Below are 25,415 nucleotides of genomic sequence, written 5' to 3'. Positions count from 1 at the left end.
ACCGACAACATGACCAATACCACGACGGGCGCGGAGGCGGGCACTCTGCCCAAGAAGCCTTCGGGCTATTTCGACTTCAGCCATCTCCGCGGTGACATCTATGGCGGCGTGACCGCCGGCATCGTGGCCCTGCCCCTCGCCCTCGCCTTCGGCGAGGCATCGGGCGCGGGACCCGTCGCGGGCCTCTGGGGCGCGATCATCACGGGCTTCTTCGCCGCGCTCTTCGGCGGGACGCAGACGCAGATCACCGGGCCGACCGGTCCGATGGTCGTCGTCTTCGCGGGCCTCGTGGGCGGCGTTCAGGCCGAACTCGGCGCGGCCAGCTTCGGCGAGGTCGCGGGTCTCGTCTTCCTCGCCGTCGTCCTCGCGGGGATCATCCAGATCCTCATGGGGGTCTTCCGGCTCGGCAACACGATCCGGCTCGTCCCCTACCCGGTGATCTCCGGCTTCATGTCGGGCATCGGGGTCATCATCATCCTCTTGCAGTTCAGCCGCCTGTTCGGCTCGGAGCCTGCCGGCGGCGGAACCATCGCCGCGATCGAGGCCATTCCCGGCGCCATTGCGAGCCCCAATCTCGCCGCGCTCGCGCTCGGCCTGCTCACGCTCGCCATCGTGTTCTTCTGGCCGCCCAAGATCGGCAAATACCTGCCCGGCGCGCTCGCCGCGCTGATCATCGGCACGATCCTCGGCCTCTTCCTCGACGTGCCGATCCTCGAGCAGGACCTGCCCGAAGGCTTCGGCGGCGGCCTGGCGGCGCTTCCCGCCTTCGTCCTGCCCGATCTCGGCTCGCTCGGCGGCGCCACCACCTTCCTCGTCGTCGAAGCGGCGATCGTTCTCGCCGTGCTCGGCGCGATCGACAGCCTTCTGACCAGCCTCGTCGCCGACAATGCCACCCGGACGCGGCACAAATCCGACCAGGAGCTGATCGGACAGGGCATCGGCAACGGCATTGCCGGCCTGTTCGGCGCCATCCCCGGGGCCGGGGCGACCATGCGGACCATGGTCAACATCAAGACCGGCGGCGTCACCCGCCTGTCGGGCATGATCGCCGGCCTCCTCCTGCTGAGCGTCGTCCTCGTGGCCTCGGGCCTCGCCGCGCTGATCCCGCACGCCGTGCTGGCCGGCATCCTGGTCAAGGTGGGCTGGGACATCATCGACGTCGCCTACATCACCCGGGCGCATAAGGGTCCGCGCTGGGACCTCGTCCTGATGGCCGTCGTGCTTCTCGTGACCGTCTTCGTCGACCTCATCACGGCTGTCGGCATCGGCGTGTTCCTGGCGGCGCTGGCCTTCGTGAAGACCATCGCCGACCAGCAGCTCGAAGGCTTCGGCGAGGAAGTCGTCACGCCGCTCGGCCCCGAGGAGGAAGCGATCCTGAAAAACGCGAAGGGCCACATCCAGCTCTTCGAGTTCAACGGCCCGCTCAGCTTCGGCGCCGCGGCCGATCTCAGCCACAAGGTCCGCGATCAGGCCCGCGACCGCTCGGCGCTCGTCCTCGACTTCGCCAAGAAGCTTCAGGTCGACGTGTCGGCCGCCCGGGCGATCCAGTCGATCGCGCAGGACGCCAAGGACCAGGGCAAGGCGATCTTCGCCTGCAACGTGCCCGAGGCCGTGGCGGAAAAGCTGTCGGCTCTGGGCGCGGATGCGGACTTCCAGCAGGGCTACCGCACCGCCAGCCGCCTCGACGCGCTGCGCCTCGCGGCGGCCGCGTCCGACGGCAAGGCCGCGCCTGCGGGGTCCGCGCCCCAGCCGGCCTGAGACTGGGTTTCCCGCTCGGCAGGGGCGGAGCGCTTCGCTAGGGTCGGGCCATGAGCCATATCGACCCCACCCGCGAAGCCTTCCATGCCCTTGCCGAGAAAGAGATCGAGGGACCGGTGCAGATGCTCAATCTGCTCCGGTTCCGGGACTTCGCGGCCTATGCCGAGGGCCAGGCCCCGAAAGAGAAGATGACGGGCGCTGAGGCCTATGCCGAATATGCGCGGGTCTCGGCCGCCTTCTTCAAGAAGGTCGGCGGCCACATGGCCTGGAGCGGCAAGCCCGTCGCCGGCGTCATCGGCCCGGGCGACGAGCGCTGGGATGCCGGCTTCATCGCCGAATATCCGTCCAAGGACGCCTTTATCGGCATGGTGAAGGACGAGGGCTATCAGGCCATCGTCCACCACCGCCAGGCGGCGGTCGAGGACAGCCGCCTCTATTGCTTCGCCAAGAAGGACGGCGGCGGCGTCTTCGGATGACGCCCCAGCCGGTCATGACGTCCGAGGAGGTCACTGCCCTCCTCCGCGACGTCTTCCCGCAGGCCTTCGGCGGCGAGGAGGCGATGACCGTCGCCTCGGTCGCAGCCGGAGAGGCGACGGTTCTGCTGAAGGCGGGCGACACCCATCTGCGCCCCGGCGGCACGGTGTCCGGCCCGACGCTCTTCACGCTGTTCGACCTCGCCGCCTATGTCCTCGTCCTGTCGCATGTCGGGCCCGAGGCGCTGGCGGTGACGACGAACGCGACGCTCAACTTCCTCGTCAAGCCGCGCCCGGGGCCGCTGCGCTGCGTCTGCAGGCTCCTGAAGCTCGGCAGGCGCCTCGTCGTCTGCGACGCGCAGGTGCTCGACGAGGAGGACCGCGTCGTGGCGCAGGCCAGCCTGACCTATTCGGTGCCGCCGCGCCCGGACCGGCCGAAGAGCGCCAGCACCGTCTCGTAGTCTTCCGGCGTGTCGAGTTCGGACCAGGCGCGCCCCTGAATGCTGCACGTCTCGACCGTGATGCCGCTCTTGGCGAGGCCGTCGATCGCCTTGAGGAACCATGAGCGCACGCCCTCGGGGGTGCGCATCATCGCTTCGAGCTTGTCGGTGAAGACGCGCGGCCCGTCGCCCATGAAGCGCAGCATGCCGATCGACTCGCCATCCGTCGCGCTGTGCCCGAGCGTCTTGCCGATCCCGACGAGTTCGGTGCCGCGCAGCGTCACCTTCATGTCGTCCTCGTCGTACTCGCCCTTCTTGTCGATGGTGACGGAGACAGCCGCGGGCGGGGCTGCGAGGACGTCTTCGAGCAGCGCGTCCTCGAACAGCGTATCACCGTTGAGGAGAATGAAATCCTCGCTCATCCGGTCGCGCACCATCCAGCACGAGGCGAGGTTGTCCGCGATCTGGTAGAACGGGTTGAAGCGGCAGCGCACGGTCGCATCCGTGCCGTGGGCGCGCACATCCTCCTCCACCGCATGGGGCAGGAAGCCGGTGACCACGGTGATGTCGTCGATCCCGCCGCGCGCCAGCGCCCGGATCTGGTGCCGGACGACGGAGACGCCGCCGACCTCGAGCAGGCATTTGGGGCGCGCCGCGGTCAGGGGGAGGAGGCGCGAGCCGCGTCCGGCGCTCAGGATGATCGCTCTCATTGGTTCCAGTCCTCCACATCCACGCCATTGGCCTCTGCCGCCGCGAGCAGCGCCGGGGACGGGTTCACCGCCACGCCGCGCCGCGCCAGCTTGAGAAGGCCCAGATCGCTGATGTGGTCGGAATAGAACGCGACCAGCTCGCCGTCCCGCTCCTCGACCAGCTTCCTCACCTGGCGCTCCTTTTCCTCCGCATAGCAGTTCGGCCCTGCGAAACGGTCCTGCAGGACGCCGTCCTCCCACGCCATGGGCGTGCAGAGCTTGGTCTCGATGCCGAGCGCCTCGCAGAGCGGGTCGATGATCAGATCGACCGCGGCGGTGGCGACGACGACCTCTTCGCCCGCGGCCTTGTGCTGCTCGATGACGCGGCGCGCATTGGGGCGCAGGCCGCTTTCGAGCAGATCGTTCACGAAGCGCTCCGCCAGCGCCTCGAGGTCCTCGCGCGTGCGGCCCGCCAGCACCGAGCGAAGCGCCGCCTCCTTGACGCCGGTCCGCGTGCCGCGCCCGGTCGCATAGGCGATTCCGGCCAGGCCCATCGCGCCGGCGAGCCGCATGCGCCGGTGCCGGCGCTCATCGGTCGCCAGCAGCAGGAATTGCCGCCAGGTCGGAAAGAGAGTGATCGTCTTGTCGACGTCGAAGACGGCGAGCTTGGTCATGTCGCCTCCAGCCAGGATGTCTGCTGCCGGCCCATCGCCTCGAGAAGGCGGACCGCATGGAAGAGCGTGCAGACGACCGTCCAGATCGCCACTGCGGCGAGACCGAGCGCGGGCGCGCCGAACAGCGTCAGCACCATGAAGAGGAACATGTTCGGATTCCGGCGCGCCGTGATCTCGCGCATGAAGCTGTCCGCCGGCCGCCAGACATGGATGTGGAAGCCATGCTGCTGCATGAAGAGGCCCTCGATGGCGCGGCCGAGGACATAGCCGCCGAGCACGATCCACAAGGACAGGGTCAGCCATTCCGGCGCGGGCCCGCCGCCGGTGATGCCGTGATACCAGGCCCAGTACCAGAAGGGTGGATGGATGAGGTCGATGCCGTGATCGAAGGCATTGCCCCAGCTCGAACTCGTCATCGTGGTCCGCGCGAGCTTGCCGTCGACGGTATCGAGGAAGGTCATGCCCCAGCCGGCGATCAGGCCCGCCGCCCACTGCCCTTCCCAGAAGAACCAGAAGGCCAGAAGCGTCAGGACGAGGCTCGCCGTGGTCACCGCGTTCGGGCTGATCTTGCGCTCGGCGCACCACTTGGTCGCGGCCCGCGCCGGCAGCGGCCACGCATATTTCGTGACGAAGTCCGTCACCCCCTTATAGGCGCTCGCGAAGAGCCGCTTTTCGACCACGCCTTGCGGGCAGCTCAGAAGATCGAGGGCGTAGGGCGCCTCGCGCTTGCGCAGCATGTGGTTGTAGCGCCCGGCGAGGCCGTCCGCGTCATCGACCCTGTAGCCGGCGGCGAGCAGCGCCTCCTCGTCGGCCTCGACCTCGGCCAGCTGCGCCTTCGCGACGGACAGCTCGCTCTCGTCGCGCGCATGGGCCGCGACGAGACGCCGCTCCCCGCTCGCGGTTCTTTCGACCAGCGCCGCGCCCGGCGTCTTGACGAGGGCGCTCATCACGGCCGTCGAGACGACCCAGTTGCGGTCGGCGATCACCGTGCCGCCATCGGGCAATCCGGCCCGCGCCCAGGCGCGCGCCTGCCATTCCTCGAGCGGCAGCCCGTAAAGCGTGAGCGGCAGACCGCCGACGAGGCGCACCTGCCCCTTGTGTTCGCCCATTGCTGTCACTCTATGTTCTCGCCCGGAAGAAAGGGGCCCCAATGAAGCATCACGCCACCTATGAGAAGTTCGGCGGCGACGAAAGCCTGATCGCGGCCTATGATCACTGGTCGGTCCTGTGCCGGCCCAAGCAGGCCACGCTCGGCGCGGCGGTTTTGGTCGCCCATGCGGACGTGACCGCCTATGCCGATCTGCCGGACGCGGCCTTCGCCGAATTCGCACGCGTCGTGCGCGATCTCGAAGCCGCGCTGCGCGGCAGCTTCGCGCCCGACAAGATGAACTATCTGATGCTGATGATGGTCGACCCGCACGTCCATTATCACGCCCTCCCCCGATATGAGGGCGCGCCGAGCTTCGAGGGAACGGAAAGACCCGATGCGGGCTGGCCGGGGAAGCCCGACCTCTCGGCCTCGGTCGGCGACATCGCCCCGGCCGTTCGCGACGCGCTGAGATCGGCCTGGCCCGCGCAGGGCTGAGAGGCGGCCTCGTGCCAGGGGTGACGGACGGCGAGCGCGATGGAGGCGGCGATCAGGACGACGCTGCCGCACAGGACCGCGCCCGCCGCCCCGTGAATGCCGAAGGCCGCGGTCAGCGGCCAGAAGCTGATCACCAGGGCGCTGACGGCGGCAGCCCGGCCCCAGAGCGGCTTGTTCGGGTGCCCCGTGGCGTAGAAGGCGGGAAAAAGCGGCGCGACCGCGCCTGCCAGCGCCGCGGCCAGCAGCAGGATCGCGGCGACGCCCGCCGCCTGCGCATAGCGCTCGCCGAACAGAGCGCCGAGCGGTTCGGGCCCGACGAGCCAGAACAGGCCGGCGAGCGCCAGGCCGGTGACGAGGAGCGCGGCGCTCGTCTTGAGGGTCAGGCCGATGACCTCGCCCCCCTCGCCCCGCGCGATCAGCGCCGCGAATTCGGGATAGACGACCCGGTCGACGAGCTTGGTGCCCTTGACCAGGACGGATGCCATTTCCTGGGCGACCTTGAAGACGCCGGTCGAGGCCGCGCCGAGCGTGGCGCCGGCAAGCAGGAGCGGCAGCTGCGTCGTGCCGACGGCGAGCCCCGTTTCAAGATTGGCGAGGGTGACGAAGCGCCAGGCATCGCGCTCCGGCGCCTTCACGGTCAGCGGCCCGCGCACGACATGGCGCAGCTCCCGCACGCCGAGGGCATGCCAGGCCATGAGCGGCTGGACGACGTAGAACAGCCATGAGGCGGCGAAGAAGACGATCAGGAAGCCGGTGAAGCCCCATCCCATCTTCGCGACCAGAAGGCCTCCCGCGAGCCTGATGCCCGGAATGACCAGCGCGAGCGCGGCAAGGCGCCCGAAATGGTCGAACAGGCGCAGAATGCCCTGGCTGGTCGAGACCTGCTTGAAGAGGATCAAGGAGAGATAGCCGAGGACGAGCGCGATCGGCAGCTGCGCCAGCGGCTCGAACCACCGCCGCGCGATCAGGACGACGGCCACGGAAAGAAGAAAGGCGAGCAGCGCGGAGATGATGTCGAGAGCGACGCCGAAGCGCACGACCCGGCCGAAGCCGGGCAGGTCCTGGCGCTCCAGCCGGTCCGCCCCGTAGCGCACCACGGCGAGCCACGCCTCGAAGGTCGCGACCTCCGTGAAGAAGAGGACGAGCGCGTGCAGCAGGACCAGCGTGCCGAACTCCGTCGCCGTCAGCGCATTCGTCGCCACGGCCAGCGCGCCGACCGACAGGGCCGCGCCCGTCAGCTTGCCCGTCACCATCAGCGAGGTGTTCTTGCGCAGGCGCGCCCCGACCGTGCTCGCGCGGCTCATGCCCGCCCTCCGAGCACCGCCTCGACGAGGTCGAGGTCGGACGGCTTGTCGACGTCCACCGCCGCCTCGGCGCGCGACATCAGGACCGGGCGGATGCTGGCGTTCAGGCGGTGCGACGCGTGGGCGAACAGCCCGTCCAGCGTCAGCCGGCCCGCAACATAGCGCAGGAGGACGGAGGGCCCGATCCTGCGGGCGAGGCGCCAGGGCTTCTTGCGGTCCCGCTCGGCGCGCTGCCAGAAGCGCACGCCTTCGAGGCCCTTCTCATTGCCGACATAGAAGAGGTTGCAGCCCGACACCCGCGCATCGGCGAAGCGGAGATAGGTGCGCCTGGTCTGCGGGAAGCGCGCTTCGATGACGCTGCGCTCGGCGAGGCCGACGCAGAGGTCGGCGCCGCTCGCCCGCGCCTTGTCCTCGAACTCCGCCACCATCTCCGCATCGAGCAGCGCATGATCGGCCGTGGTCACGAGCAGCGGCAGGGGCGCCCCCGCCTCGACCGCCGCGAGCACGGCACCGGCCGGACCGGGGGCGGGCGGCGCGGAGCGGATATCCGCTCCCGCCTCCTCCGCGCTCAGCCCGCTGATCCAGACCGGCCGCTCGCCGAGCGCCGCCAGCACGCGGCGCACCATCGGCTCGCCCGCGACGGGCAGCAGCGCCTTCGACGGCAGGCCGGGATGCCGCTCGAGCAGCGGATCCTGCTCATTCCGCCGCCCGGCGAGCACGAGTGCCGCCGTCATGGTTCCCGCAGCCGTCACGCTCAAAGGTCCTTCGACACCATCCGGTAGGTCTTGTAGCGCTCGGCCCCCGACAGCGCGATCAGGCGCTGGACGTCGGCATTGGTCTCGAGAACCCAGGACATCTCGCAGGTCTTGAGGCCCTTCTTGCGGCCCGCCGCGAAGGCTTCCTCGAAGAGCGAGCAGACCAGCGCCACGCCCGCGCGCGATTTCTGCATGTCGCGGCGGGTGCCCATCAGCATCATGCGCGCGGTCGTGACCTTGCGCCGCTTGAGCCGCCAGAGGAGCTTCGCCCAGCCGGTCGGCAGGATGCGCCCGTCCAGATCGCGCGCCGCCTCGTTCACATTGGGCACCATGACGACGAAGGCCACCGCCTCGCCGTCCTTCTCCCCGATCCAGAAGCTGTCCGGATCGAGCAGCGGCTTGAGCGATTTCGCCATGTGGTCGACCTGCTCGTCCGAAAACGGCAGGAAGCCCCAATTGTTCGACCAGGCATCGTTGAAGATGGCCATGCCGGTGCGGACCTCTTCGGCGAAGCGTTTCGGATCCATCGGCCGCATGGATAGGCTCGGATCGTCCCGCACCTGGCGCTGGAGCCGCTGGACGACCGGCGGGCGCGGATAATGCGCGTCGAGATCCACGGCATAGGCGTAGAGGTCCATCGCCTTGGCATAGCCCGCCGATTCCACCGCCGGGGCGAGGCCGGGGCGGGCATAGGGCATCATCAGCATGGGCGGCGTGTCGAACCCGCTCGTCGGCAGGCCGATCTCCTCGTTCACCGAGAAGTCGTAGGGGCCGACGATCTTGCGCATGCCCAGTTCGCTAAGGTGCTCCTCGGCTGCGCGCAGGAGCGCCCAGACGATGCGCGGGGCCTCGTCCTGGGCGGCGAGCATGCCGAAATGGCCCGCGCCGTCCTCATAGCGGTCGAGATGCGCACGGTTCAGGAAGGCGGCGATGCGCCCGACGGGCCGCTCGCCCTCATAGGCGAGGAAGAGCGCGATCTCCTCGGTCGGCTCCTCGCCCCTCAGGTGGCGCTCCAGATGGTCCTTGCGCTCGAAGCGCAGCGGCGGCCGCCAGGCCTCGTCGCCCGCATAGAGGTCGTAAGGCAGGGACAGAAAGGCCGCCTTCTCGGCGGCCGTGCGCACGCGGCGGACGGCGACGTCCGCGATCTCCCCCAGATCGAGCGGCATCTAGACCTCGGCTGTCTCGGGACGCGGGCGCCCCTTGGGAACGTCCGTGCCGTCGCCCGACAGCTGCGCCACCCACGGATAGCGCTTCGCGACCTCGGCGGTATAGCCGAGATTCCTCACCGTCGCGCTGCGCGGCTTCTGCCGCCCGCCTTCGCCATAGAAACTGCCGAGCACGCGGTCCGGCCAGAAGTCGGTGATGCCGTAATTGCCCTCTTCGTTGTGGAAGTGGTGCAGGAGGTGCAGCCGCTTCATCCGGCGCAGGCGCTCGGAGTCCGGCAGGTAGCCAAGGTGCTGGATGCAGTGCACGTATTCGTAGACCATCGTCATCACGAGGCCCGTCGCCACCGCGAAGAGGCAGCCGCCCCAGCCCGCGATCAGGTAACCGGTCACCCCGCACAACACGCCGATCGTCGGCAGCGTGTTCACGAGGCTGCCGAACAGGACCGACAGGTCGTTGGGGCGCCGGTGATGATCGTAATGGATGCGCTTCCACAGAGCCGAGGTCTTCTCGAAGCGGTAGAGCAGCCGCGAATGCAGCACGAAGCGGTGCAGCCCGTACCAGAAGAGCGGGTAGAGCGCGATGACCGCCAGGACGCTGCCGATCCCGCCGAGCGGGCTCGTGCCCACCGCGAAGGCGGCGGCGGTGCAGAGCACGACCAGCGCGCCATAGACCCAGACCCCCGGATAGGTGGCATAGGCGCGGTTCAGCGCCTTCAGGTCCATGCGGTCGAGAAGGTAGTTCTGTTCCTTCCAGCGACGGGCGAACATGCGAATCTCCGGATCGTGCGAGGGAGGAGATATGGCCCCGTTGGCCGCCCCCCACCAGTGCATGCGTGTCACACCCTATTCAAGACTGTGACATCGCCCGGCCGCGCCCGCGAAGCGTTCCAAGCGGCGCTCAGCGCGCCTCCATCAGCACCAGCGTCACGACGGCGCCGTGCTTCGAGACGGGGAAGAGGCTCGGCCCGATCGGGGGGAACCCCCATTTCAGCTTGGGGTTGTTGGACAGGGCGAAGGGCTCCTTCGGCATCATGTTCCAGCGCTTGTCGAGATCCCGGTCGCCGTCCTGGTCGTGATAGGACGCCATGGCGTAAAGGCCCGGCGGCGGCGCATCCATGCAGATGGTCTGGCTGCCATATCCCTCCTCGAACACGTCCGCCGGCACGCGCACGCGGCGCAGCCGCGCCTTCTTCTTCAGAAAGCCGTCCTCGTCATTGCGATAGAGCTCGATCGCCAGGATGCCGCCCGATTCATCGAGGCCCCGCACGGTCACCCGCAGCTGCGGCTTGTCCGCATCGCAGGCGTCCGGCGCCTCGTATTCGCGGATATCCAGCTCCTGCGCCGCCGCCTGGCCGCAAAGCGCGGCCAGAAGTCCGAACAGGGCACCCTTCCCCCAAAGCGCTTTTCTCTTCATAACCGCCCCTGACATTGCCCGAAGGTCCGTGAACATAAGCCGGATGAGCCTCCTCGACCGATATGTTTTTCGTAACGCTGTGATCGTCGTGGGCGGGCTTGTCCTCCTGGCGCTCTCGGTGCTCATGCTCGAGCGCATGCTGCGCATCCTCGAGGTCGTCTCCTTGAGTTCCAATCCCGCCTCCGACGCGCTGCGCATGGTGCTCAACCTGATCCCCCATTATCTCGGCCTCGCCATCCCGGCGGCGCTGATGCTCGGCACGATCATCACCATCGACCGCTTCAACCGCGGAGAGGAGCTGACGGCCATGCTGGCCTCCGGCGTGCCGCTGACCCGGATCGCGCGGCCCTTCTTCATCCTCGCCGTCCTGATGGCGGCGCTGGTCGTCTTCGTCGAAGGCTACCTCCAGCCGCACAGCCGCTACGGCTATCGGGAGGCCGTGCACCTCGCCAAGCAGCAGACCTTCACCGGAGCGTTCCGCGAAGGCAAGTTCGTGCGCGTGGGCGACAGCACCTTCTGGACCCAGGACGAACTCGGCGACACGGGCGGCGTCACCGGCATCTTCATCCATGAGCGGCGCGAGGACGGCACGACCCGCATTGCCATGGCGCCCGGCGGCGTCTTGCGCGTCGATCCCGCGACGCGGGTCCCGAGCCTGATCCTGCGCGGCGGGTCCTCCTATGTCATCACGCCCGAGCGCCGCCCCGAAGCGAGCGTCGCCTTCGACACGCTGGCCGTGGCCGGCGCAGAAGAGATCGCCGCCTATCGCGAGCGCGGCGAGGACGAGCGCGAGCTGACCCTGGGCGAACTCTTCGCCGCCGCCGGAAACGAGGACCTGCCCGAGGACTTCCGCAACGCCGCCGCCGCATCGCTGCATATGCGCCTCGGACGGGCCAGCGTGCTTCTCGCCTTTCCCTTCCTCGCCATTCCGCTCGGCATGACCTTCAACCGGTCCCAGCGCTCCGGCGGCGTCTTCGTCGGGCTTCTCTTCCTCGTCGTCCTGCAAAAGGCGCTCGAATCCGGAGAAGGCTCTGCCGCGTCGGGCGACATTCCCGGTTGGGTGGGCGTCTGGCCCGCCGTCGCGGTGACCGTCCTCGTCAGCGGCGCCCTCTTCTACCGCTCGGCCTTCACCGCCGCGCCGCCGCCGATGGAGGCGCTGCCCTCCCTGCCCAAGCTGCCGCGCCTGCGCCGCGGATTGCTGGCGCCGCAGAGCATCTGAGCCGATGTCCCGCATGCGCTTCGCCCTCTATCTGAGCGGGATGATGGCCAGCCGCTGGCTGATGTCGGCCATCGCCGCGGTGACGCTGATCGGCCTGCTCGATTCGCTCGCCAACGCTTCGGACATCGCGGATCGCGCGGCCGAACTCGGCGCGGGCGGGGCGACCGAATACCTCTTCCAGCGCCTGCCGATCATCTTCGACCGGGTCCTGCTGATCACCATCCTCCTCGCCGTCGTGCTGACCTATGTCTCGCTCGTGCGGCGGCGCGAGATCGTCGCGCTGACGGCGGCCGGCCTGTCCTCGACCGCGCAGGTCCTGCTCCTGACGCCGGTCACCCTTCTGCTCGGCCTCTTCTCGCTGCTCATCGTGGACGCGCTGATGCCGCCCGCAGTGCGGGCGCTGCAAAGCTGGGGCGCGCCGGGCTATGTCCTCGACCGCCTGTCCCAGGACATGCCGCTCTGGCTGTCCGACGAGGGCCGCATCGTCCGCATCGCGGAGCGCGAGGGGCCCGACAGTTTCGGCGAGATCGAGATCTACGACATCGGCAGCGCGGGCGGCATGGCCGCCGTGACCTATGCCGAGGCCGCGCACTGGTCCGAGGACGGGGGCTGGACGCTCGATGGCACGGAGGTGGTCGGCCTGACGCCCGGGGCGCCCGAGCCTGCGCCGCGCTGGCGCTCCGATGTCACTCCCGATGCGCTCGACCGCCTCATCTCCGAGCCGCGCGACCTGTCGCTCGCCGACATGCGGGACCTCCGCTCGCTGCGCGGCTCGGGCAGCCGGCCGAGCTTCGCTTATGACGCGTGGTACTATCACCGGCTGACGCGGCCCCTCGCGGGGCTCGTCCTCGTCATGTGCTGCGTGCCGCTGATGCAGCGGCTCGGCCGCGGCTCCAACGGCGACCTCGCCATGATCGGCTGCCTCGCGCTCGGCTTCGGCTATCTGATCTTCGACGGCGTGATGATCTCCTTCGCGGAGGCCGGGGCCAGCCGCCCGGCATGGGCCGTGGGCTTCCCGATCGGCCTGTTCGCGCTCTTGGGCGTCTATCTCAATCTGGGGCGGGAGCGGACGCGCTGACCACCGTTTTCCTGATCAATCCGGCGAGCCACAGCGTGGCCCGCCGCGGCAGCGTTTTGTCGCAGCTCGACCTGCCCGGGATCACGCGGGCCGAGCCCGATTTCGCGCGGCTGGGCGAACAGCTCACGGAGCTGGCGCCGGACCTTCTCGTCATCGAGGGCGGCGACGGCACGGTCCAGGCGGCGGTCACCGCCCTCCTGCGGCAGGGCAAGCCTCTCCCGCGCTGCCTTCTCGTGCCCGGCGGCATGACAGACCTCGTCGCCCGCATCGGCGGCGCCCCGCGGGACAGGGGCGTTCTCCGCCGCCTGATCGAGCGCGGCGGCAACGTTCTGACCCTGCCCGTGCTCAGGATCGAAAACGGGGACGGGGACCTTTACGGCTTCTTCCTGTCCACGGGCGCCGTGCCGCGCGGCATCGACTATGCGCGCGAGGCGATCCATTCCAAGGGCGCCGAGGGGGCCGTCGCGGTCCTCGGCGCCATGGCGGGCGCGATGATGAACGGCGCGCGCCGCGAAGCGATCACCGCGCCCTCGCCCGCCCGCATCCTGCTGGACGAAGAGGAGGTGTTCCCCGACCACCGCTTCGCGCTCGTCACCTCCCTGCCCGAGCTGATGGTGGGGCTCGATCCGTTCTGGGGCGAAGGGGACGGCGCGGTCCGCGCCACGATCGCCCGCGGCCACAGCCGGCACCTGCGCCGCAGCCTGGCGCAGGTCTGGCTCGGCCGGACGCCCATCCATGCCGACCGCAACGGCTATGTCAGCCGGAACGTCTCGCGCCTCGTCATCGATACGCCCGCGCCCGTGGTGCTGGACGGCGAAAGGATCGAGGTCGAAGGCCCCCTCACCATCACGGCGCCCGCGGCGCTCGAGGTTCTCATACCGTGACCGATCCCGTTCTCGATATCGTCCGCCGCTTCCAGACGCCGCCGAACCCCCGTGTCCTGGCGCTGACCGATCTCGTCCGCGCGCGCCATCCGGAAGGCAGCATCTCCGGTTTCCTCTTCTATGGCTCGGGACTGCGCGAGGCGGACGATCCCGAAAAGATGCTCGACCTCTATGTCCTGGTGCGCAGCTACCGCGCGGTGCACGGACGGAGCATGAGGGCCGTGCTCAACCGCCTGGTCCCGCCGAACGTCTATTACCTCGCGGCCGAGGGGCCGGACGGGCGTCCGCTGCGGTCGAAATATTCGATCCTCTCCCTGCCCGAATTCGAACGGCGGGCCCGCCGCGGCTTCTCCTCGGGCGTGTGGGGGCGCTTCGCGCAGGCGACGGGCGTGCTGCGCCCCGAGGGCGAGGCGGCGGAGCGGCGCATCTTCGAGGGGCTCGCCGCCTGCGTCCGCACCTTCGCGCAGGAGGCGGAGGTCCTGTCGCCGCGCAGGGTCGGCGCGGAGGAATTCTGGACCCGCGCCCTCGCCGCGTCCTACCGCACCGAGCTGCGGGCAGAGGATGCGGAGGGCCGCGCCGCCGGCATCGTCGCGCATGACCGCCAGCGCTACCGTGCCCTGATGGACGCGCTTTACGGTCCGCCGGATGCGGAGGGCCTGCACAGCCTGCCGCAGCGGCCTCGCCCCGATCGCTGGCGCAGGCGGCGCATTCTCGGCAAGCCCGCGACGGTGGTCAGGGTGCTGAAGGCCGCCTTCACCTTCGAAGGCGGCGTCGACTACGCGCTCCACAAGCTGGAGAGCCATTCGGGCGTCCGCGTCGAGGTGACGCCGTCGCAGCGGCGGCATCCCGTTCTCTGGTCGCCCGTCCTGCTCTGGAAGGTCCTGCGCTCGGGCGCCCTGCGCTGAACTATTCCGCAGCCACCGCCACGGCGCCGTTCTTGGCGAGCTGGGCGAAGGCGTCGAGGATCGTCGAGACCTCTTCCTCCGTATGCGCCGCCGACAGGCTGAGGCGCAGGAGGCATGCGCCCTTCGGCGTCGCCGGCGGGACGGCGAGGTTCACATAGACCCCCGCCTCCATGAGCTGTTGCCAGCCCATGACCGTCTCGAGGTCGCTGCCGCGCCGCACGGCGATGATGGGGCTCGGATCCGCGCAGAGCTCGAAACCGAGCTCGGTCAGCCCGCCATGCAGCTGCCGCGCTCGTTCCCAAAGGTTCTCGCGCAGCGCCTCGCCCTCGCGCAGCTTGCGCAGCGTGACCGAGGTGCCCGCGATCGTGCCGGGCGCCGCGGAAGCGGTGAAGGTGTAGGGGCGCATCAGGCCGCGGACCCGGTCGAATTCGGGATGGCGCGTGGCGCAGAAGCCGCCGACCGAGGCGAGCGATTTCGAGAAGGTGCCCGAGAAGAAATCGACCTTGTCGAGAACACCCTGCATCGCCGCGACGCCGCGGCCCTCCTCGCCGTAGACGCCGACGGAATGGGCCTCGTCGACGAAGAAATAGGCGCCGTGGCGCTGGCAGACCTCGGCGAATTCGTGAAGCGGCGCGATGTCTCCGAACATGGAGTAGAGGCCTTCCACCACGACCAGCGCCGCACCCTTGGTCTCGGGCAGGTGCTTTTGCAGCTTCTGGTCGAGGTCGTCGGGCCGGTTGTGCTTGAAGCGCACCATCTTGGCGTCCGACATGCGGCAGGCGTCATAGATCGAGGCGTGGCTGTCCTGATCGATCAGGATCAGGTCATGGGGGCCTGCCAGCGTGCCGATGGCGGCGAGATTGGTCTGGTAGCCGGTCGTGAAGACGACCGCGTTCTCCATGCCCAGCCAGTCCGCGATCTCCTGTTCGAGATCCTGGTGCTCGGCATAGGAGCCGTTCGCCATGCGGCTGCCGGTCGTGCCGGTGCCGTGCTTGTCGATGGCGGCCTTGGCCGCGGCCTTGGCTTCTTCGTCGAAGGTCAGGCCGAGATAGTTGTTCGTGCCCGCGAGGATCACCTCGCGCTCGCCGACCCGCGCGCGCGTCGGGGTCAGGATCTCGTCGAACCGCATGCCGAGCGGGTTCTTCGGCATCATCTCGGCCATCTGGTAGCGCTGCTGGAACGCCTCGTATTTGTCGAAGATGCTCATGATGAATGCCCCGTGACGGCTCTCGCCGCGCGTTCCTTGATCGGTGCGGCGCGCTCGGCGCCCGCTTCGTTACGTCCTCGTCTCGCCGGCCCGAGCAGCGGTCTCAGGGCCTCGGCGAGGGTTCCCTCGCCGATCGGGCCGCCATCCGCGCTCCAGTCGGCGTGCAACATTTCCTCGGCCTTTCCGCGGCCGAATACGGAAGTCTTACCGGCGATTCGCCCGAAGCCGTCCGCCAAACTCCCCGCAAGGCGTAGCAGAACCGGCGGCAGCGGCACCAGCCGGACCGGATAGCCCGCGGCCGCGGCCGCTTCGGACAGGTCGGACCAGGAGAGCCTGGGAAAGCTCGACGGTTCGACAGGCCCCGGCCCGCCGCTCTCCGCGACGCGCAGGATGTCCTCGGCGAGATCCTCCGCGGTGACGGCGGCGAAGCGCCGGTCGCGCCAGTTCCGCCCGCCGGGCACGGGCAGCGCGCCCTGGCGGATCGCGTTCATGATCGGGGCCGTCGCCTCGTCGCCGGGACCGAACACCGCAGGCGGCCGGATGACGCAGACCTCGGCGTCGCCCGCCGCCCGGCGGAAGGCCGTCTCGCCGAGCCGCTTGGACATCGCATAGGGCGACAGATGCGGCTCGCGGGCCGCCTGCGAGGAGATCAGGACGAGGCGGCGGACGCCTGCCTTGCGGGCCGCGGCCGCCATCCTGGCCGCGCCCACGACATTGACGGCGTGGAAATCCGCCGGCCTGCGCGCCGCTGTCAGCCCGGCGGCATGCACCAGCACCTCCGCGCCTTCGCACAGCGCTTCGAGAGAGCGCTCATCGCCCAGATCGCCCCGCACCCATTCCGCGCCGCTGCCACCCGGCCGGCTGCGATAGAGCGCACGGACAGGCCTGCGCGCGGCGCCCAGCACCGCACGGCCGACGAGGCCCGTGGCGCCGGTCAGCGCCAGAGGGCCCGAGCGCATCTCCTGCGCCGTCATCCTGTGCTTGCACCGCCCTGAGAGGGCGTTCGTGTCGGTGTCGCTCGCAACGTGCGCCCTCCAAAGACGGAACACCCGCCCGCCGAAAGGGGTGATGTAACAGTTCCACGACTGCGGGTGAAGCGCACGAAGGGCAGCGAGTTGTTACATGGCGGGACGCCAGGGACACTTTTGCCCCGAATTCCGGCCTGGGCGGGAATTCGGCAACACCCCCGCGCTCAAGCAGCCGAAGGCGGTAGCGCCGCTGAAGAGACCGCGCTCAAGCAGCCGGAGGCGGTAGCGCCACTGAAGAGACCGCGCTCAAGCAGCCGAAGGCGGTAGCGCACTGCAATATGGTGCGGACGGCGGGACTCGAACCCGCATGGCCTGGGGCCGACGGATTTTAAGTCCGGTGTGTCTACCGATTCCACCACGTCCGCGCGGCATCATTGAAGCGATCCCTCAAGAGCGGCGCAAGCGGGCATTGTTGCGTTAGGAAATGGCGCGGTAGGCTCCTCCCCGGGAATCGCTCGCATGGCAGGCGCGGGCGAAGAAAAGGGGCTTTGCCGTGATCATCGCTTACCTCGGCGCGGGGCTGCTCGCGCTCGCCGCCGCTTCTGCGGCGGCCGAAACCGATGTCGAAGCCTTCGGCCGCATGCCGACGCTGCAGGATGTCTCGGTCTCCCCGAGCGGCGAGCGCGTCGCCGCCCTCTACAGGGGCGACAGGGACGAGGAATACAGCTTCGTCGTCTTCGGCGGCGGCGGCGCGCAGGACGCGATGCAGATCGTCTTCGAGGTGCGGCAGAGCGAGAAGTTCAGGGTCAGCGATCCGATCTGGATGCGCGACGACCGCATCGTCTTCTCCCTGCGCTTCAACGCCGAACGCTACCGGACCGACACGGTCGAGACGCGCCTGATGTCCCTCGACGTGAACACGGGCGAGATCATTCCCCTGTTCAAGACCGAGCGGCGACGCCAGATCGGCTCGACGATCGACGAGGCGGGCATTCCCGTTCAGATCCAGACCGACATCGTCTCGCTGACGCGGCAGGACCCCGGCAGCCTTCTCGTCCAGTACTGGAAGGAGGGGACCACCCATGTCTATAAGGTCGACGTCGACAAGACCCGCCGCCACGAGCGCGTGCACAGGGGCCGGTCGGACATCTATGACTGGCAGGCCGACGAGACGGGCGAGATCCGGTCGGGCTGGGGCCTTGGCAACGAGCATTGGGGCCTCGCCGGAGAGAAGGAGCCGCGCCTGCGCATGCTCGACTCGCGCGGCGACTGGCAGGACCGCACGGAGCGCGTGGGCGAGGACAAGCCCGTCTTCCGGGTCCTCGGTTTCCCGCGAACGCCGGGCAAGGCCTTCGTCGCCTCGACCCACGAGACCGAGACCGAGGCGCTCTACCTCTACGACGTCGACGCGGACCGCTTCGAGAAGCAGCTGTTCCACAGCCCCGTTTCGGACGTCTATTCGGTGATCCAGCAACGCGGCACCGGCGAGGCGCTCGGCGTGACCTATGCCGACGACGAGGGCGACATTCACTGGTTCGGCGAGAACTTCGTTCGCGAGGTGCTCGAGGACATGAACCGGACCTTCGAAGGCAAGTCGGTCACGCTGAAGAGCCTCAACCCCGAGCAGACGCACGCCGTGCTCTTCATCGACGGCACGAATGAGCCGGGCGGCTACTACATCTTCGATATCGAGGCCCGGCGCGTCATCGCGCTGCCCCTGCAATATCCCGCCCTCGCGGGCCGGGCCATGGGCGATGTCTTCAGGGTCGACTACGAGGCGCGCGACGGCCTTTCCATCCCGGCCTATGTCACCCTGCCGCCGGGCCTGTCGCTCGAAGACGCGGAAAACCTTCCCTTCGTCGTCATGCCGCATGGCGGGCCGACCGCGCGCAGCTTTGCCCAGTTCGACTGGCGGACGCAGTTCCTCGCCGCGCGCGGCTATGGCGTCCTGCAGATGAACTTCCGCGGCTCGGACGGCTATGGCGAGGCGTTCCGCGCCGCAGGCGAGCGGCAATGGGGACAGGCCATGCAGGACGACATCACGGATGGCGCCGCCTGGCTGGTCGAGCAAGGCCATGCCGATCCCGAGCGCCTCGCCATCATGGGCGGGTCCTATGGGGGCTATGCCGCCCTGATGGGGACGGTGAAGACGCCGGAGCTCTTTTCCTGCGCCGTCGCCTATAACGCGGTGAGCAACCTGCCGGCGCTCGTGCGGGACGAGAACAGATATGTCGGCGGCCGCTACCGCACGCGGCATATCGGCAGGCTGTGGTCCGACCGGCGCATGCTGCGGGAGAACTCGCCCGCGATGCAGGCCGATGCGATCGAGGTGCCGATCCTGCTCGTCCACGGCGAGGATGACCGCGTCGTGAGCTTCGATCAGGGCGAGGACATGCGGCGCGCGCTCGAACGGGCCGATGTGCCGCATCGCTGGCTCGCCCTGCCCAAGGGAAGCCATCAGCTCGATGTCGGCGACAACCGGATGACCTTCCTCGCGGCGGTGGACGATTTTCTCGGCGACTGCCTCGACTGAGGCGGCCAGCGCGAGCCTTCAGCAGCCGATGGCAGCGGCCTTCGGCGGCAGGAGCTCGTGCAGGATCATCGCGAGCGTCTCTTCGCTGACGGGTTTGGGAATGACGAGGCTGTCGGGGTAGCAGCGCACGATTCCCGCCGTCTCGGGGCCGTAGCCCGTCACGAAGGCGAACGGGATGCCGCTGTCGTTCAGGAGGCGCGCCACGGTCTCGCTGTTCGCGCCGTTCTCGAGCGACACGTCGAGAAGGGCGGCATCCGGCTCGTGCTCGCGTATGGCGTCGCAGGCCTTGACCGGATCGCGGAACGGTCCGCGCACTTCGTGTCCGCGCGCCTTCACCTCCTTGGACAGCAGCATCGCCGTCATCGGCTCATCCTCGACGATCAGGATTTCACAAGGCGGCAAAACACGTATCTCCAAAGCGGGTGCTGACACGAACGGGAATGGCTGAGGGAAGTTTCCTTCGAAACCGGAAAAAGTCAGCACGCGACCACATTGACAGCCAGGCCGCCCTCGCTCGTTTCCTTGTACTTCGAGTTCATGTCCATGCCGGTCTGGCGCATGGTCTCGATCACCTGGTCGAGGCTGACCTTGTGGGCGCCCTCCCCCTGCAAGGCGAGGCGCGCGGCATTGACGGCCTTCACCGCGCCGATGGCATTGCGCTCGATGCAGGGGATCTGGACGAGGCCGCCCACGGGATCGCAGGTCAGGCCGAGATTGTGCTCCATGCCGATCTCGGCGGCATGCTCGACCTGTTCGGGACTGCCGCCCCAGACCGCGGCGAGGCCCGCCGCCGCCATGGAGCAGGCGACGCCGACCTCGCCCTGGCATCCCATCTCGGCGCCCGAGATCGAGGCCTTCTCCTTGTAGAGCATGGCGATGCCGCCCGCCGTCAGAAGGAAGGTGCGGATCTTCGCCGTCTCGGTGACGCCGTCCTGTGCGCAGTAGAACTTGATGACGGCGGGAATGATGCCCGCCGCGCCATTGGTCGGGCTCGTGACGACCTGGCCCCCGGCGGCGTTCTCCTCGTTCACGGCCATGGCGAACATGTTCAGCCAGTCGAACAGCGCTTCGCGTTCGTTCGGGATCGAGCCCGTCAGCCGGCGGTGGAGGCCCGGCGCCCTTCGCGTCACCTCGAGGCCGCCGGGCAATTGGCCCTCCTCGCTCAAGCCCCGCGAGATGCAGGCGGCCATGACGTTCCAGATCGCGTCGAGCCGGCGCAGGGTCTTCTCGCGCGGACGCAGCCGGTCCTCGTTTTCGAGCACGATCTCGGCGATCGGCTTGCCCTCGCGCCGGCAGACCTCAAGCAGCTCCGCGCCCGTCGAGAAGCGATGGGCGGGTTCGGCGGCATCGGGCTCGGGCACGCCCATCTCGTCCTCGCGCCGGATGAAACCGCCGCCGACGGAATAATAGACCTGCGCGAACAGGACGCTCCCGCTCTCGTCGAGCAGCTTCAGCCGCATGCCGTTGGGATGGGCGTCGGGCACGGGCTCGTCGCCCGGCGGCATGAAGCGGACATCCTCGTCCGGATCGAAGGGCACCTCGTGCTTGCCGAGAAGGTTCAGCCGGCGCTCCCGGCGCGCGGCCTCCAACATGCCCTCGACCGCGCCTGTGTCGATGGTGCGGGCATCTTCGCCCATCAGGCCCAATATGCTCGCCCTGTCGGTGGCATGTCCCTTCCCGGTCAGCGCGAGGCTGCCGAACAGATCCACCAGGACGCGGTGGGCACCCTCCAGCGCACCGGCCTCCTCGGCCTCGATCAGGAAGCGGCGGCCGATCTTCATCGGCCCAAGCGTGTGGGACGAGGACGGACCGATTCCGATCTTGAAGATATCCAGGACGCTGAGCACCGGCGTCAGGCCTCGGCCAGGAGTTCTTTGGCGATCAGCGCCTGCCAGACGGCGCCCGTTCCCTCGATGGCGAGCGTCGCTTTGCCGCCGAGCATGGCCGGTGCGATGCGTTCGAGAAGCTGGGAGCCGAAGCCCTTCGACAACGCCTCCGCTTCTTCCGGCGCGGGGCCGTCCACCTCGCGCCAGGAAAATGCGAGGCCGTCCTCCGGCCCATTGGTCCAGCTGATTTCCACGCGCCCTTTCGGCTCCGACCATGCGCCGTATTTGGCTGCGTTCGTGCCCAGCTCATGGAGTGCCAGCCCCATGCCTTCCGCGGCGCTCGCGGTGAGGAATGCGTCTTCTCCCGATATCGCCAGCCGCTCGGCCCGGTCTCCGGCGAAGCTGCGGAGCTGCCGGTCGATCAGCTCCTTGAGGGACACGCGGTCCAGGCCCGAATCGCTGGTCAGCGTCTGCGCGTCGGCGAGGGCGGCGAGGCGCGGCTCGAAGGCGTTCATGAACTCGTCGAGCGACGCGGCGTGCTGGCGCGACATGCGCATCAGGGCCTGGGTGACCGAGAGCGCGTTCTTGGCGCGGTGCGCGTCCTCGCGCAGCATCACCGCCTGCCGCTTCAGCGTCCGGCGGTCATCGAGCTGCCGCATCACCTGGTCGGCGAGGATGCGCAGCGAATCGCGCTGGACCGCATCCAGGTCGCGCGGCTCGGTGTCGAGAACGCAGAGCGTGCCGAGCGGCAGCCCGTCGGCGGTCTCCAGCCTCGCCCCGGCATAGAACCGCAGATGGGGCGGCCCGCAGCACAGATCGTTGTCCGCGAAGCGCGGATCGGCCAGCGTGTCGGGCACCACCAGCATCTCCTTCTCGAGGATCGCATGGGCGCAGATCGCCTGACGGCGCGGCGTCTCGGGCGCATCGAGATTGTGCCTCGCCTTGAACCACTGACGGTCCTCGTCGAGCAGGCTCACCAGCGCGATCGGCGTGTCGCACACGCGCGCTGCAAGACGCGTCACGTCATCGAAGGACGGCTCCGGATCGGTGTCGAGCACCTCATAGCTCCGCAGCGCCTTCAGGCGGTCGTTTTCGCGTGGATGGGGAGGGGCAGCACCCAATCTCACTCCTTCGGCCCTCGGGCCGTCTTTGCTCGTTTGGCCCGGCCTCCGCGGACATAGCTTTCGCCCGCTTAACGCCGAACCGCTTGTTTTGCGAGACCGAAACTCGGCCTGCTCAGTCCCGCATCGGGCCGTAGCCCTCGACGATCTCCGGCTCCACGCCCTGGGCCCGGAACAGCCCCTCCACGGCCAGCGCCGCCTGGCGGGCGACTTTCTCGTCGAAGGACCGGCAGACGATGCACAAGGGGCCGCCCTGTCCGGTCTTGCCCGGATAGCTGCCGATCTTGAGGCCGGAGAAGGCTTCTTCAAGGGCGATCAGGCCGTCGGCGACCGTGCTTTCGCCGCCTTCGCCGATGACGGTGTAGACCGAGGTCTGCGGCCCGCGCGCGATGCGGTCGTCCGCCGCGTCCAGCATGGCCGAGAAGATCGCCGGCACGCCCGCAAGGACGAAGACGTCCTCCACCACGAAGCCCGGCGCGCCCGAGACGCTGTTGTCGATCAGCGCCGCGCCCTCGGGCACCCGCGCCATGCGGCGGCGCGCATCGGTCACTTCCTCGCCCTTGGCCGCATACCATTCCTCGAGAATGCCGAGCGCGTCCTCGCGCACCGAGATGTCCACGCCCAGCGCCTCGGCCACCGCCTCGGCGGTGATGTCGTCATGGGTCGGGCCGATCCCGCCGGAGGTGAACAGCATGTCCGCCTGGCTTTTCAAGGCGCGGACGCCGGCGATGATGGCGTCCTTTTCGTCGGGCACCATGCGGACCTCGCGCAGCGCCACGCCGCGCGCGTCGAGCCACTGGGCCAGGTGATAGGCGTTGGCGTCCCGCGTGCGGCCGGACAGGAGCTCGTCGCCGATGACGAGCATGGCGGCTGTGGGGCTGCGGGGATCGGGCTGCGTTTCAGGCGTATCGTCGTCCATCGACGCCATCTAGCGGTCCTGACCGCTGCCCGCCAGCCTTGCCGTCGCCGCGCCTCGCGCGCACCGTTCCGCCATGCGCCTGCTCGGCCCGATCCTGGGCGTCGCGCTGATCGTGACGGGCCTGCCGCTCCTGATCAGCCCGATCCCGGTCGGCCTGATCCTGATCGCCCTCGGCGTCATCGTCCTGTCTGGCACCAGCCCCGCTTTCGCGGCCAGGATCCGCCGCCTGCGGAACCGCTACAGGCGCCTGGACACGGCGCTGGCCGAGACCGGCAGCCGCCTCCCGCCGCGCCTGGCCGAGCCTCTGGAAAACACCGAGCCGCGCCGCGAGGAGGCGCCCCCGCCCTTCCCCTGACCGCGCGAACGGGCTACACCCGGACACCCTTCCGTTCTTCCTTCGTTCTCCCGGAGTCCGCGATGTCCCGCACGGCCAAGAAAGCCGACCTGTTCGACGAGTCCTACTCGGCCAAGGACATCGAGGTGCTCGAAGGGCTGGAGCCCGTGCGCAAGCGGCCGGGCATGTATATCGGCGGCACGGACGAGCGGGCGCTTCACCACCTCTTCGCCGAGGTGCTCGACAACTCGATGGACGAGGCGGTGGCGGGCCATGCCAGCCGGATCGAGGTCGCGCTCAACGCCGACGGCTCGCTCTCGGTCACCGACAACGGACGCGGCATCCCGATCGACAAGCACCCCAAATACAAGACCAAGTCCGCCCTCGAGGTGATCCTCACCACGCTTCATGCGGGGGGCAAGTTCTCGAACAAGGCCTATGCGACCTCGGGCGGCCTGCACGGCGTGGGCATCTCAGTCGTCAACGCGCTGTCCGATCAGCTTACGGTCGAGGTCGCCCGCAACCGGGAGCTCTACCGCCAGACCTTCGAGCGGGGGCTCCCGACTTCCAAGCTCAAGAAGGTCGGCGACGCGCCGAACCGCCGGGGCACCACGGTCACCTTCCACCCCGACGCCGAGATCTTCGGCAAGGACGCCCGGTTCAAGCCCTCACGCCTTCACCGCATGGCGCGGTCCAAGGCGTACCTGTTCGGCGGCGTCGAGATCCGCTGGTCCTGCGACCCCTCCCTCCTGGCCGAGGGCGATGCGACCCCGCAAAAGGAAGTCTTCCATTTCGAGGGCGGCCTCGCGGATTACCTGCGCTCCGTCATCGAAAAGCGCCCCACCGTGACAGAAGACCTCTTCTGCGGAAGGGTGGAGAAAGAGGGCGGGCACGGCACGGTCGAATGGGCCGTGGCCTGGGGCCAGGCCGGGCTCAAGACGCCGGGCGGTCAGGTCGCGGACGGCTTCTCTGCCAGCTATTGCAACACGATCCCCACGCCCGAAGGCGGCACGCACGAACAGGGCCTGCGCCAGGCGCTGACCCGGGGGCTCCGCGCTTACGGAGAGATGACCGGCGTGAAGAAGGCGGCGGGCATCACGGCGGAGGACGTGCTCGGCACGGCCGGCGCCCTTCTCTCGGTCTTCGTCTCCAACCCTGAATTCCAGGGTCAGACCAAGGACAAGCTCGCCACCAACGAGGCGACGCGCCTGACCGACAACGCGGTCCGCCCCGCCTTCGACCACTGGCTCGCAGACCATCCGAAACAGGCCGACAAGCTCCTGGGGTGGGTCATCGACCGCGCCGATGAGCGCGTGCGCCGCCGCAAGGAAAAGGAGGTCTCCCGCGCCTCCGCGATGAAGAAGCTGCGCCTGCCCGGCAAGCTCGCCGACTGCACGGCCAAGGACCGGACGGGCACGGAGATCTTTCTCGTCGAGGGCGATTCGGCCGGCGGCAGCGCCAAGCAGGCGCGCCGCCGCGAGACGCAGGCCATCCTCCCCCTGCGCGGCAAGATCCTCAACGTCGCCTCCGCCACCCGCGACAAGATCGCCGGAAACCAGGAAGTGCAGGACATCGCCCAGGCGCTCGGCGTCACCTTGGGCTCGCGCTTCGACCTCGAAGACCTGCGCTACGACAAGGTCATCATCATGACCGACGCCGACGTGGACGGCGCCCATATCGCCGCCCTCCTCATCACCTTCTTCCAATACGAGATGCCCCAGCTCGTGCGCGACGGCCGCCTCTATCTCGCCCAGCCCCCCCTCTTCCGCCTCAGCCATGGCGGCAAGACGGTCTATGCGCTGGACGAAGCCGACCGCGAAAAGAAGCTCGCGCGGGAGTTCAAGGCCAACGCCAAGGTCGATGTCGGCCGCTTCAAGGGCCTCGGCGAAATGAACGCAGGCGACCTCAAGACCACGACCATGGACCCCGCCACGCGGACGCTGGCTCGGGTGCGGATGCCGGAGGACAGCGAAGACGCGGCGGCGGTCGGATCGCTGTTCGACAGGCTGATGGGCAAGAAGGCGGAGCCGCGGTTCCAGTTCATCCAGGAGAACGCGGCGTTCCTTGGGGATGAGGCGCTCGACGTCTGACCTGTCACCCGGCTTTTTCCCCGCCTAGCTAGCAATCCGGCGTCACCCCGGCCCCCGAGCCGGGGCCCATCAC

The 25,415-nt window shown here is 68.9% G+C and carries 24 protein-coding genes and 1 tRNA gene; 11 read left to right on the top strand and 14 right to left on the bottom strand.

The genetic code is table 11. From position 1 onward, the window contains the following. Positions 1-9 precede the first annotated feature (9 nt). The 3 genes from IE88_RS0108035 to IE88_RS0108025 are packed head-to-tail and all read left to right on the top strand — an operon-like array spanning position 10 to position 2,692. Positions 10-1,758, top strand: coding sequence for a SulP family inorganic anion transporter (locus IE88_RS0108035; protein WP_051881701.1), 1,749 nt, complete (start codon positions 10-12; stop codon positions 1,756-1,758). A gap of 50 nt (positions 1,759-1,808) precedes the next feature. Then, positions 1,809-2,234, top strand: a complete 426-nt coding sequence (locus IE88_RS0108030) for a DUF1330 domain-containing protein (RefSeq protein WP_036766897.1) — start codon at positions 1,809-1,811, stop codon at positions 2,232-2,234. After that, positions 2,231-2,692, top strand: a complete 462-nt coding sequence (locus tag IE88_RS0108025) for a PaaI family thioesterase (protein WP_031552722.1) — start codon at positions 2,231-2,233, stop codon at positions 2,690-2,692. Before IE88_RS0108030 ends, IE88_RS0108025 begins: the two co-directional genes overlap by 4 nt. On the opposite strand, the gene IE88_RS0108020 is transcribed toward IE88_RS0108025, so the two are convergent. Genes IE88_RS0108020 through IE88_RS0108010 form a run of 3 tightly spaced genes read right to left on the bottom strand, consistent with a single transcriptional unit; the run spans position 2,638 to position 5,143 of the window. Continuing rightward, positions 2,638-3,381: a phosphocholine cytidylyltransferase family protein gene (locus IE88_RS0108020; protein ID WP_031552720.1), complete on the bottom strand. Its 744-nt coding sequence runs from the start codon at positions 3,379-3,381 to the stop codon at positions 2,638-2,640. The genes IE88_RS0108025 and IE88_RS0108020 overlap by 55 nt on opposite strands. After that, a complete protein-coding gene (locus IE88_RS0108015) occupies positions 3,378-4,034 on the bottom strand; it encodes an HAD family hydrolase (protein ID WP_031552717.1) in 657 nt (218 codons plus the stop codon). The genes IE88_RS0108020 and IE88_RS0108015 overlap by 4 nt, the downstream gene beginning before the upstream one ends. Next, on the bottom strand, positions 4,031-5,143 hold the full coding sequence (locus IE88_RS0108010; RefSeq protein WP_031552713.1) for a CDP-alcohol phosphatidyltransferase family protein: 1,113 nt from the start codon (positions 5,141-5,143) through the stop codon (positions 4,031-4,033). The genes IE88_RS0108015 and IE88_RS0108010 overlap by 4 nt, the downstream gene beginning before the upstream one ends. A 41-nt stretch (positions 5,144-5,184) precedes the next feature. Here IE88_RS0108010 and IE88_RS18940 point away from each other — a divergent pair, with 41 nt between their 5' ends. Beyond that, entirely contained in the window at positions 5,185-5,619 is a 435-nt protein-coding gene (locus tag IE88_RS18940) for an HIT family protein (protein WP_081871534.1), read from the top strand. A gap of 1,300 nt (positions 5,620-6,919) precedes the next feature. Here IE88_RS18940 and IE88_RS0107995 read toward each other — a convergent pair. From IE88_RS0107995 to IE88_RS16485, 4 genes are all read right to left on the bottom strand, one after another. Next, positions 6,920-7,675: an NTP transferase domain-containing protein gene (locus IE88_RS0107995; protein WP_081871533.1), complete on the bottom strand. Its 756-nt coding sequence runs from the start codon at positions 7,673-7,675 to the stop codon at positions 6,920-6,922. A 2-nt stretch (positions 7,676-7,677) separates the two neighbouring features. Then, positions 7,678-8,844 carry a hypothetical protein gene (locus IE88_RS0107990; protein WP_031552702.1) on the bottom strand — a complete coding sequence of 389 codons (1,167 nt, stop codon included), beginning with the start codon at positions 8,842-8,844 and terminating at the stop codon, positions 7,678-7,680. Beyond that, the gene (locus tag IE88_RS0107985; protein ID WP_031552698.1) at positions 8,845-9,612 is read right to left on the bottom strand and encodes a sterol desaturase family protein; all 768 of its coding nucleotides are present in this window, start codon (positions 9,610-9,612) and stop codon (positions 8,845-8,847) included. 130 nt (positions 9,613-9,742) lie between these two features. Beyond that, positions 9,743-10,258 (bottom strand): DUF2141 domain-containing protein, encoded by a 516-nt coding sequence (locus IE88_RS16485; protein ID WP_036766896.1) that lies wholly within the window; start codon positions 10,256-10,258, stop codon positions 9,743-9,745. 43 nt (positions 10,259-10,301) lie between these two features. Here IE88_RS16485 and IE88_RS0107975 point away from each other — a divergent pair, with 43 nt between their 5' ends. Genes IE88_RS0107975 through IE88_RS0107960 form a run of 4 tightly spaced genes read left to right on the top strand, consistent with a single transcriptional unit; the run spans position 10,302 to position 14,344 of the window. Beyond that, on the top strand, positions 10,302-11,477 hold the full coding sequence (locus IE88_RS0107975; RefSeq protein ID WP_272945604.1) for an LptF/LptG family permease: 1,176 nt from the start codon (positions 10,302-10,304) through the stop codon (positions 11,475-11,477). Positions 11,478-11,481: 4 nt separating this feature from the next. Continuing rightward, on the top strand, positions 11,482-12,555 hold the full coding sequence (locus tag IE88_RS0107970) for an LptF/LptG family permease (RefSeq protein ID WP_031552690.1): 1,074 nt from the start codon (positions 11,482-11,484) through the stop codon (positions 12,553-12,555). Positions 12,556-12,590: 35 nt separating this feature from the next. Then, entirely contained in the window at positions 12,591-13,439 is an 849-nt protein-coding gene (locus tag IE88_RS0107965) for a diacylglycerol/lipid kinase family protein (RefSeq protein ID WP_162178316.1), read from the top strand. Further along, positions 13,436-14,344, top strand: coding sequence for a hypothetical protein (locus IE88_RS0107960; protein WP_031552683.1), 909 nt, complete (start codon positions 13,436-13,438; stop codon positions 14,342-14,344). The genes IE88_RS0107965 and IE88_RS0107960 overlap by 4 nt, the downstream gene beginning before the upstream one ends. 1 nt (position 14,345) lies before the next feature. Here the strand turns inward: IE88_RS0107960 and spt are convergent, their stop codons facing one another. The 3 genes from spt to IE88_RS0107945 form a co-directional block, all read right to left on the bottom strand. Then, the gene (spt, locus tag IE88_RS0107955; protein ID WP_031552680.1) at positions 14,346-15,551 is read right to left on the bottom strand and encodes a serine palmitoyltransferase; all 1,206 of its coding nucleotides are present in this window, start codon (positions 15,549-15,551) and stop codon (positions 14,346-14,348) included. Continuing rightward, on the bottom strand, positions 15,548-16,525 hold the full coding sequence (locus tag IE88_RS0107950) for an NAD-dependent epimerase/dehydratase family protein (RefSeq protein WP_051881699.1): 978 nt from the start codon (positions 16,523-16,525) through the stop codon (positions 15,548-15,550). The genes spt and IE88_RS0107950 overlap by 4 nt, the downstream gene beginning before the upstream one ends. Positions 16,526-16,858: 333 nt before the next feature. Further along, positions 16,859-16,944, bottom strand: a tRNA-Leu gene (locus IE88_RS0107945). Positions 16,945-17,072: 128 nt separating this feature from the next. Between IE88_RS0107945 and IE88_RS0107940 the strand changes: the two genes are divergently transcribed. Next, positions 17,073-19,052 carry an alpha/beta hydrolase family protein gene (locus IE88_RS0107940; protein ID WP_031552664.1) on the top strand — a complete coding sequence of 660 codons (1,980 nt, stop codon included), beginning with the start codon at positions 17,073-17,075 and terminating at the stop codon, positions 19,050-19,052. An 18-nt stretch (positions 19,053-19,070) separates the two neighbouring features. Here the strand turns inward: IE88_RS0107940 and IE88_RS17280 are convergent, their stop codons facing one another. The 4 genes from IE88_RS17280 to IE88_RS0107920 form a co-directional block, all read right to left on the bottom strand. After that, positions 19,071-19,484, bottom strand: coding sequence for a response regulator (locus IE88_RS17280; RefSeq protein ID WP_272945603.1), 414 nt, complete (start codon positions 19,482-19,484; stop codon positions 19,071-19,073). Positions 19,485-19,528: 44 nt separating this feature from the next. After that, positions 19,529-20,899 (bottom strand): L-serine ammonia-lyase, encoded by a 1,371-nt coding sequence (locus IE88_RS0107930; RefSeq protein WP_031552656.1) that lies wholly within the window; start codon positions 20,897-20,899, stop codon positions 19,529-19,531. A gap of 5 nt (positions 20,900-20,904) precedes the next feature. Further along, a complete protein-coding gene (locus IE88_RS0107925; RefSeq protein WP_051881695.1) occupies positions 20,905-21,999 on the bottom strand; it encodes an HWE histidine kinase domain-containing protein in 1,095 nt (364 codons plus the stop codon). A 115-nt stretch (positions 22,000-22,114) separates the two neighbouring features. Then, positions 22,115-22,927 carry a competence/damage-inducible protein A gene (locus IE88_RS0107920; protein WP_202900460.1) on the bottom strand — a complete coding sequence of 271 codons (813 nt, stop codon included), beginning with the start codon at positions 22,925-22,927 and terminating at the stop codon, positions 22,115-22,117. A 64-nt stretch (positions 22,928-22,991) separates the two neighbouring features. Here IE88_RS0107920 and IE88_RS17275 point away from each other — a divergent pair, with 64 nt between their 5' ends. Both IE88_RS17275 and parE read left to right on the top strand, forming a co-directional pair. After that, positions 22,992-23,273, top strand: coding sequence for a hypothetical protein (locus IE88_RS17275; RefSeq protein WP_051881693.1), 282 nt, complete (start codon positions 22,992-22,994; stop codon positions 23,271-23,273). A gap of 62 nt (positions 23,274-23,335) precedes the next feature. Next, the gene (gene parE / locus IE88_RS0107915) at positions 23,336-25,342 is read left to right on the top strand and encodes a DNA topoisomerase IV subunit B (RefSeq protein ID WP_051881692.1); all 2,007 of its coding nucleotides are present in this window, start codon (positions 23,336-23,338) and stop codon (positions 25,340-25,342) included. The last annotated feature ends 73 nt before the right edge of the window (positions 25,343-25,415 follow it).

The sequence above is a fragment of the Parvularcula oceani genome, from assembly GCF_000733125.1.
Classification (GTDB): domain Bacteria; phylum Pseudomonadota; class Alphaproteobacteria; order Caulobacterales; family Parvularculaceae; genus Parvularcula; species Parvularcula oceani.
Note: the sequence above shows the minus strand (reverse complement) of the source record. Positions and strands in the feature narration are given on the sequence as shown.

What these genes read in the sequence shown, in the direction of transcription:
- IE88_RS0107990 (WP_031552702.1), bottom strand. Translation starts at nt 8,844, where the DNA reads ATGCCGCTCGATCTGGGGGAGATCGCGGACGTCGCCGTCCGCCGCGTG.
- IE88_RS0108030 (WP_036766897.1), top strand. Translation starts at nt 1,809, where the DNA reads ATGAGCCATATCGACCCCACCCGCGAAGCCTTCCATGCCCTTGCCGAG.
- IE88_RS0107920 (WP_202900460.1), bottom strand. Translation starts at nt 22,927, where the DNA reads ATGGCGTCGATGGACGACGATACGCCTGAAACGCAGCCCGATCCCCGC.
- IE88_RS0108010 (WP_031552713.1), bottom strand. Translation starts at nt 5,143, where the DNA reads ATGGGCGAACACAAGGGGCAGGTGCGCCTCGTCGGCGGTCTGCCGCTC.
- IE88_RS16485 (WP_036766896.1), bottom strand. Translation starts at nt 10,258, where the DNA reads ATGAAGAGAAAAGCGCTTTGGGGGAAGGGTGCCCTGTTCGGACTTCTG.
- IE88_RS0107985 (WP_031552698.1), bottom strand. Translation starts at nt 9,612, where the DNA reads ATGTTCGCCCGTCGCTGGAAGGAACAGAACTACCTTCTCGACCGCATG.
- IE88_RS0107950 (WP_051881699.1), bottom strand. Translation starts at nt 16,525, where the DNA reads ATGACGGCGCAGGAGATGCGCTCGGGCCCTCTGGCGCTGACCGGCGCC.
- IE88_RS0108020 (WP_031552720.1), bottom strand. Translation starts at nt 3,381, where the DNA reads ATGAGAGCGATCATCCTGAGCGCCGGACGCGGCTCGCGCCTCCTCCCC.
- IE88_RS0107975 (WP_272945604.1), top strand. Translation starts at nt 10,302, where the DNA reads ATGAGCCTCCTCGACCGATATGTTTTTCGTAACGCTGTGATCGTCGTG.
- IE88_RS0107970 (WP_031552690.1), top strand. Translation starts at nt 11,482, where the DNA reads ATGTCCCGCATGCGCTTCGCCCTCTATCTGAGCGGGATGATGGCCAGC.
- IE88_RS0108015 (WP_031552717.1), bottom strand. Translation starts at nt 4,034, where the DNA reads ATGACCAAGCTCGCCGTCTTCGACGTCGACAAGACGATCACTCTCTTT.
- IE88_RS18940 (WP_081871534.1), top strand. Translation starts at nt 5,185, where the DNA reads ATGAAGCATCACGCCACCTATGAGAAGTTCGGCGGCGACGAAAGCCTG.
- spt (WP_031552680.1), bottom strand. Translation starts at nt 15,551, where the DNA reads ATGAGCATCTTCGACAAATACGAGGCGTTCCAGCAGCGCTACCAGATG.
- parE (WP_051881692.1), top strand. Translation starts at nt 23,336, where the DNA reads ATGTCCCGCACGGCCAAGAAAGCCGACCTGTTCGACGAGTCCTACTCG.
- IE88_RS0108025 (WP_031552722.1), top strand. Translation starts at nt 2,231, where the DNA reads ATGACGCCCCAGCCGGTCATGACGTCCGAGGAGGTCACTGCCCTCCTC.
- IE88_RS17275 (WP_051881693.1), top strand. Translation starts at nt 22,992, where the DNA reads ATGCGCCTGCTCGGCCCGATCCTGGGCGTCGCGCTGATCGTGACGGGC.
- IE88_RS0108035 (WP_051881701.1), top strand. Translation starts at nt 10, where the DNA reads ATGACCAATACCACGACGGGCGCGGAGGCGGGCACTCTGCCCAAGAAG.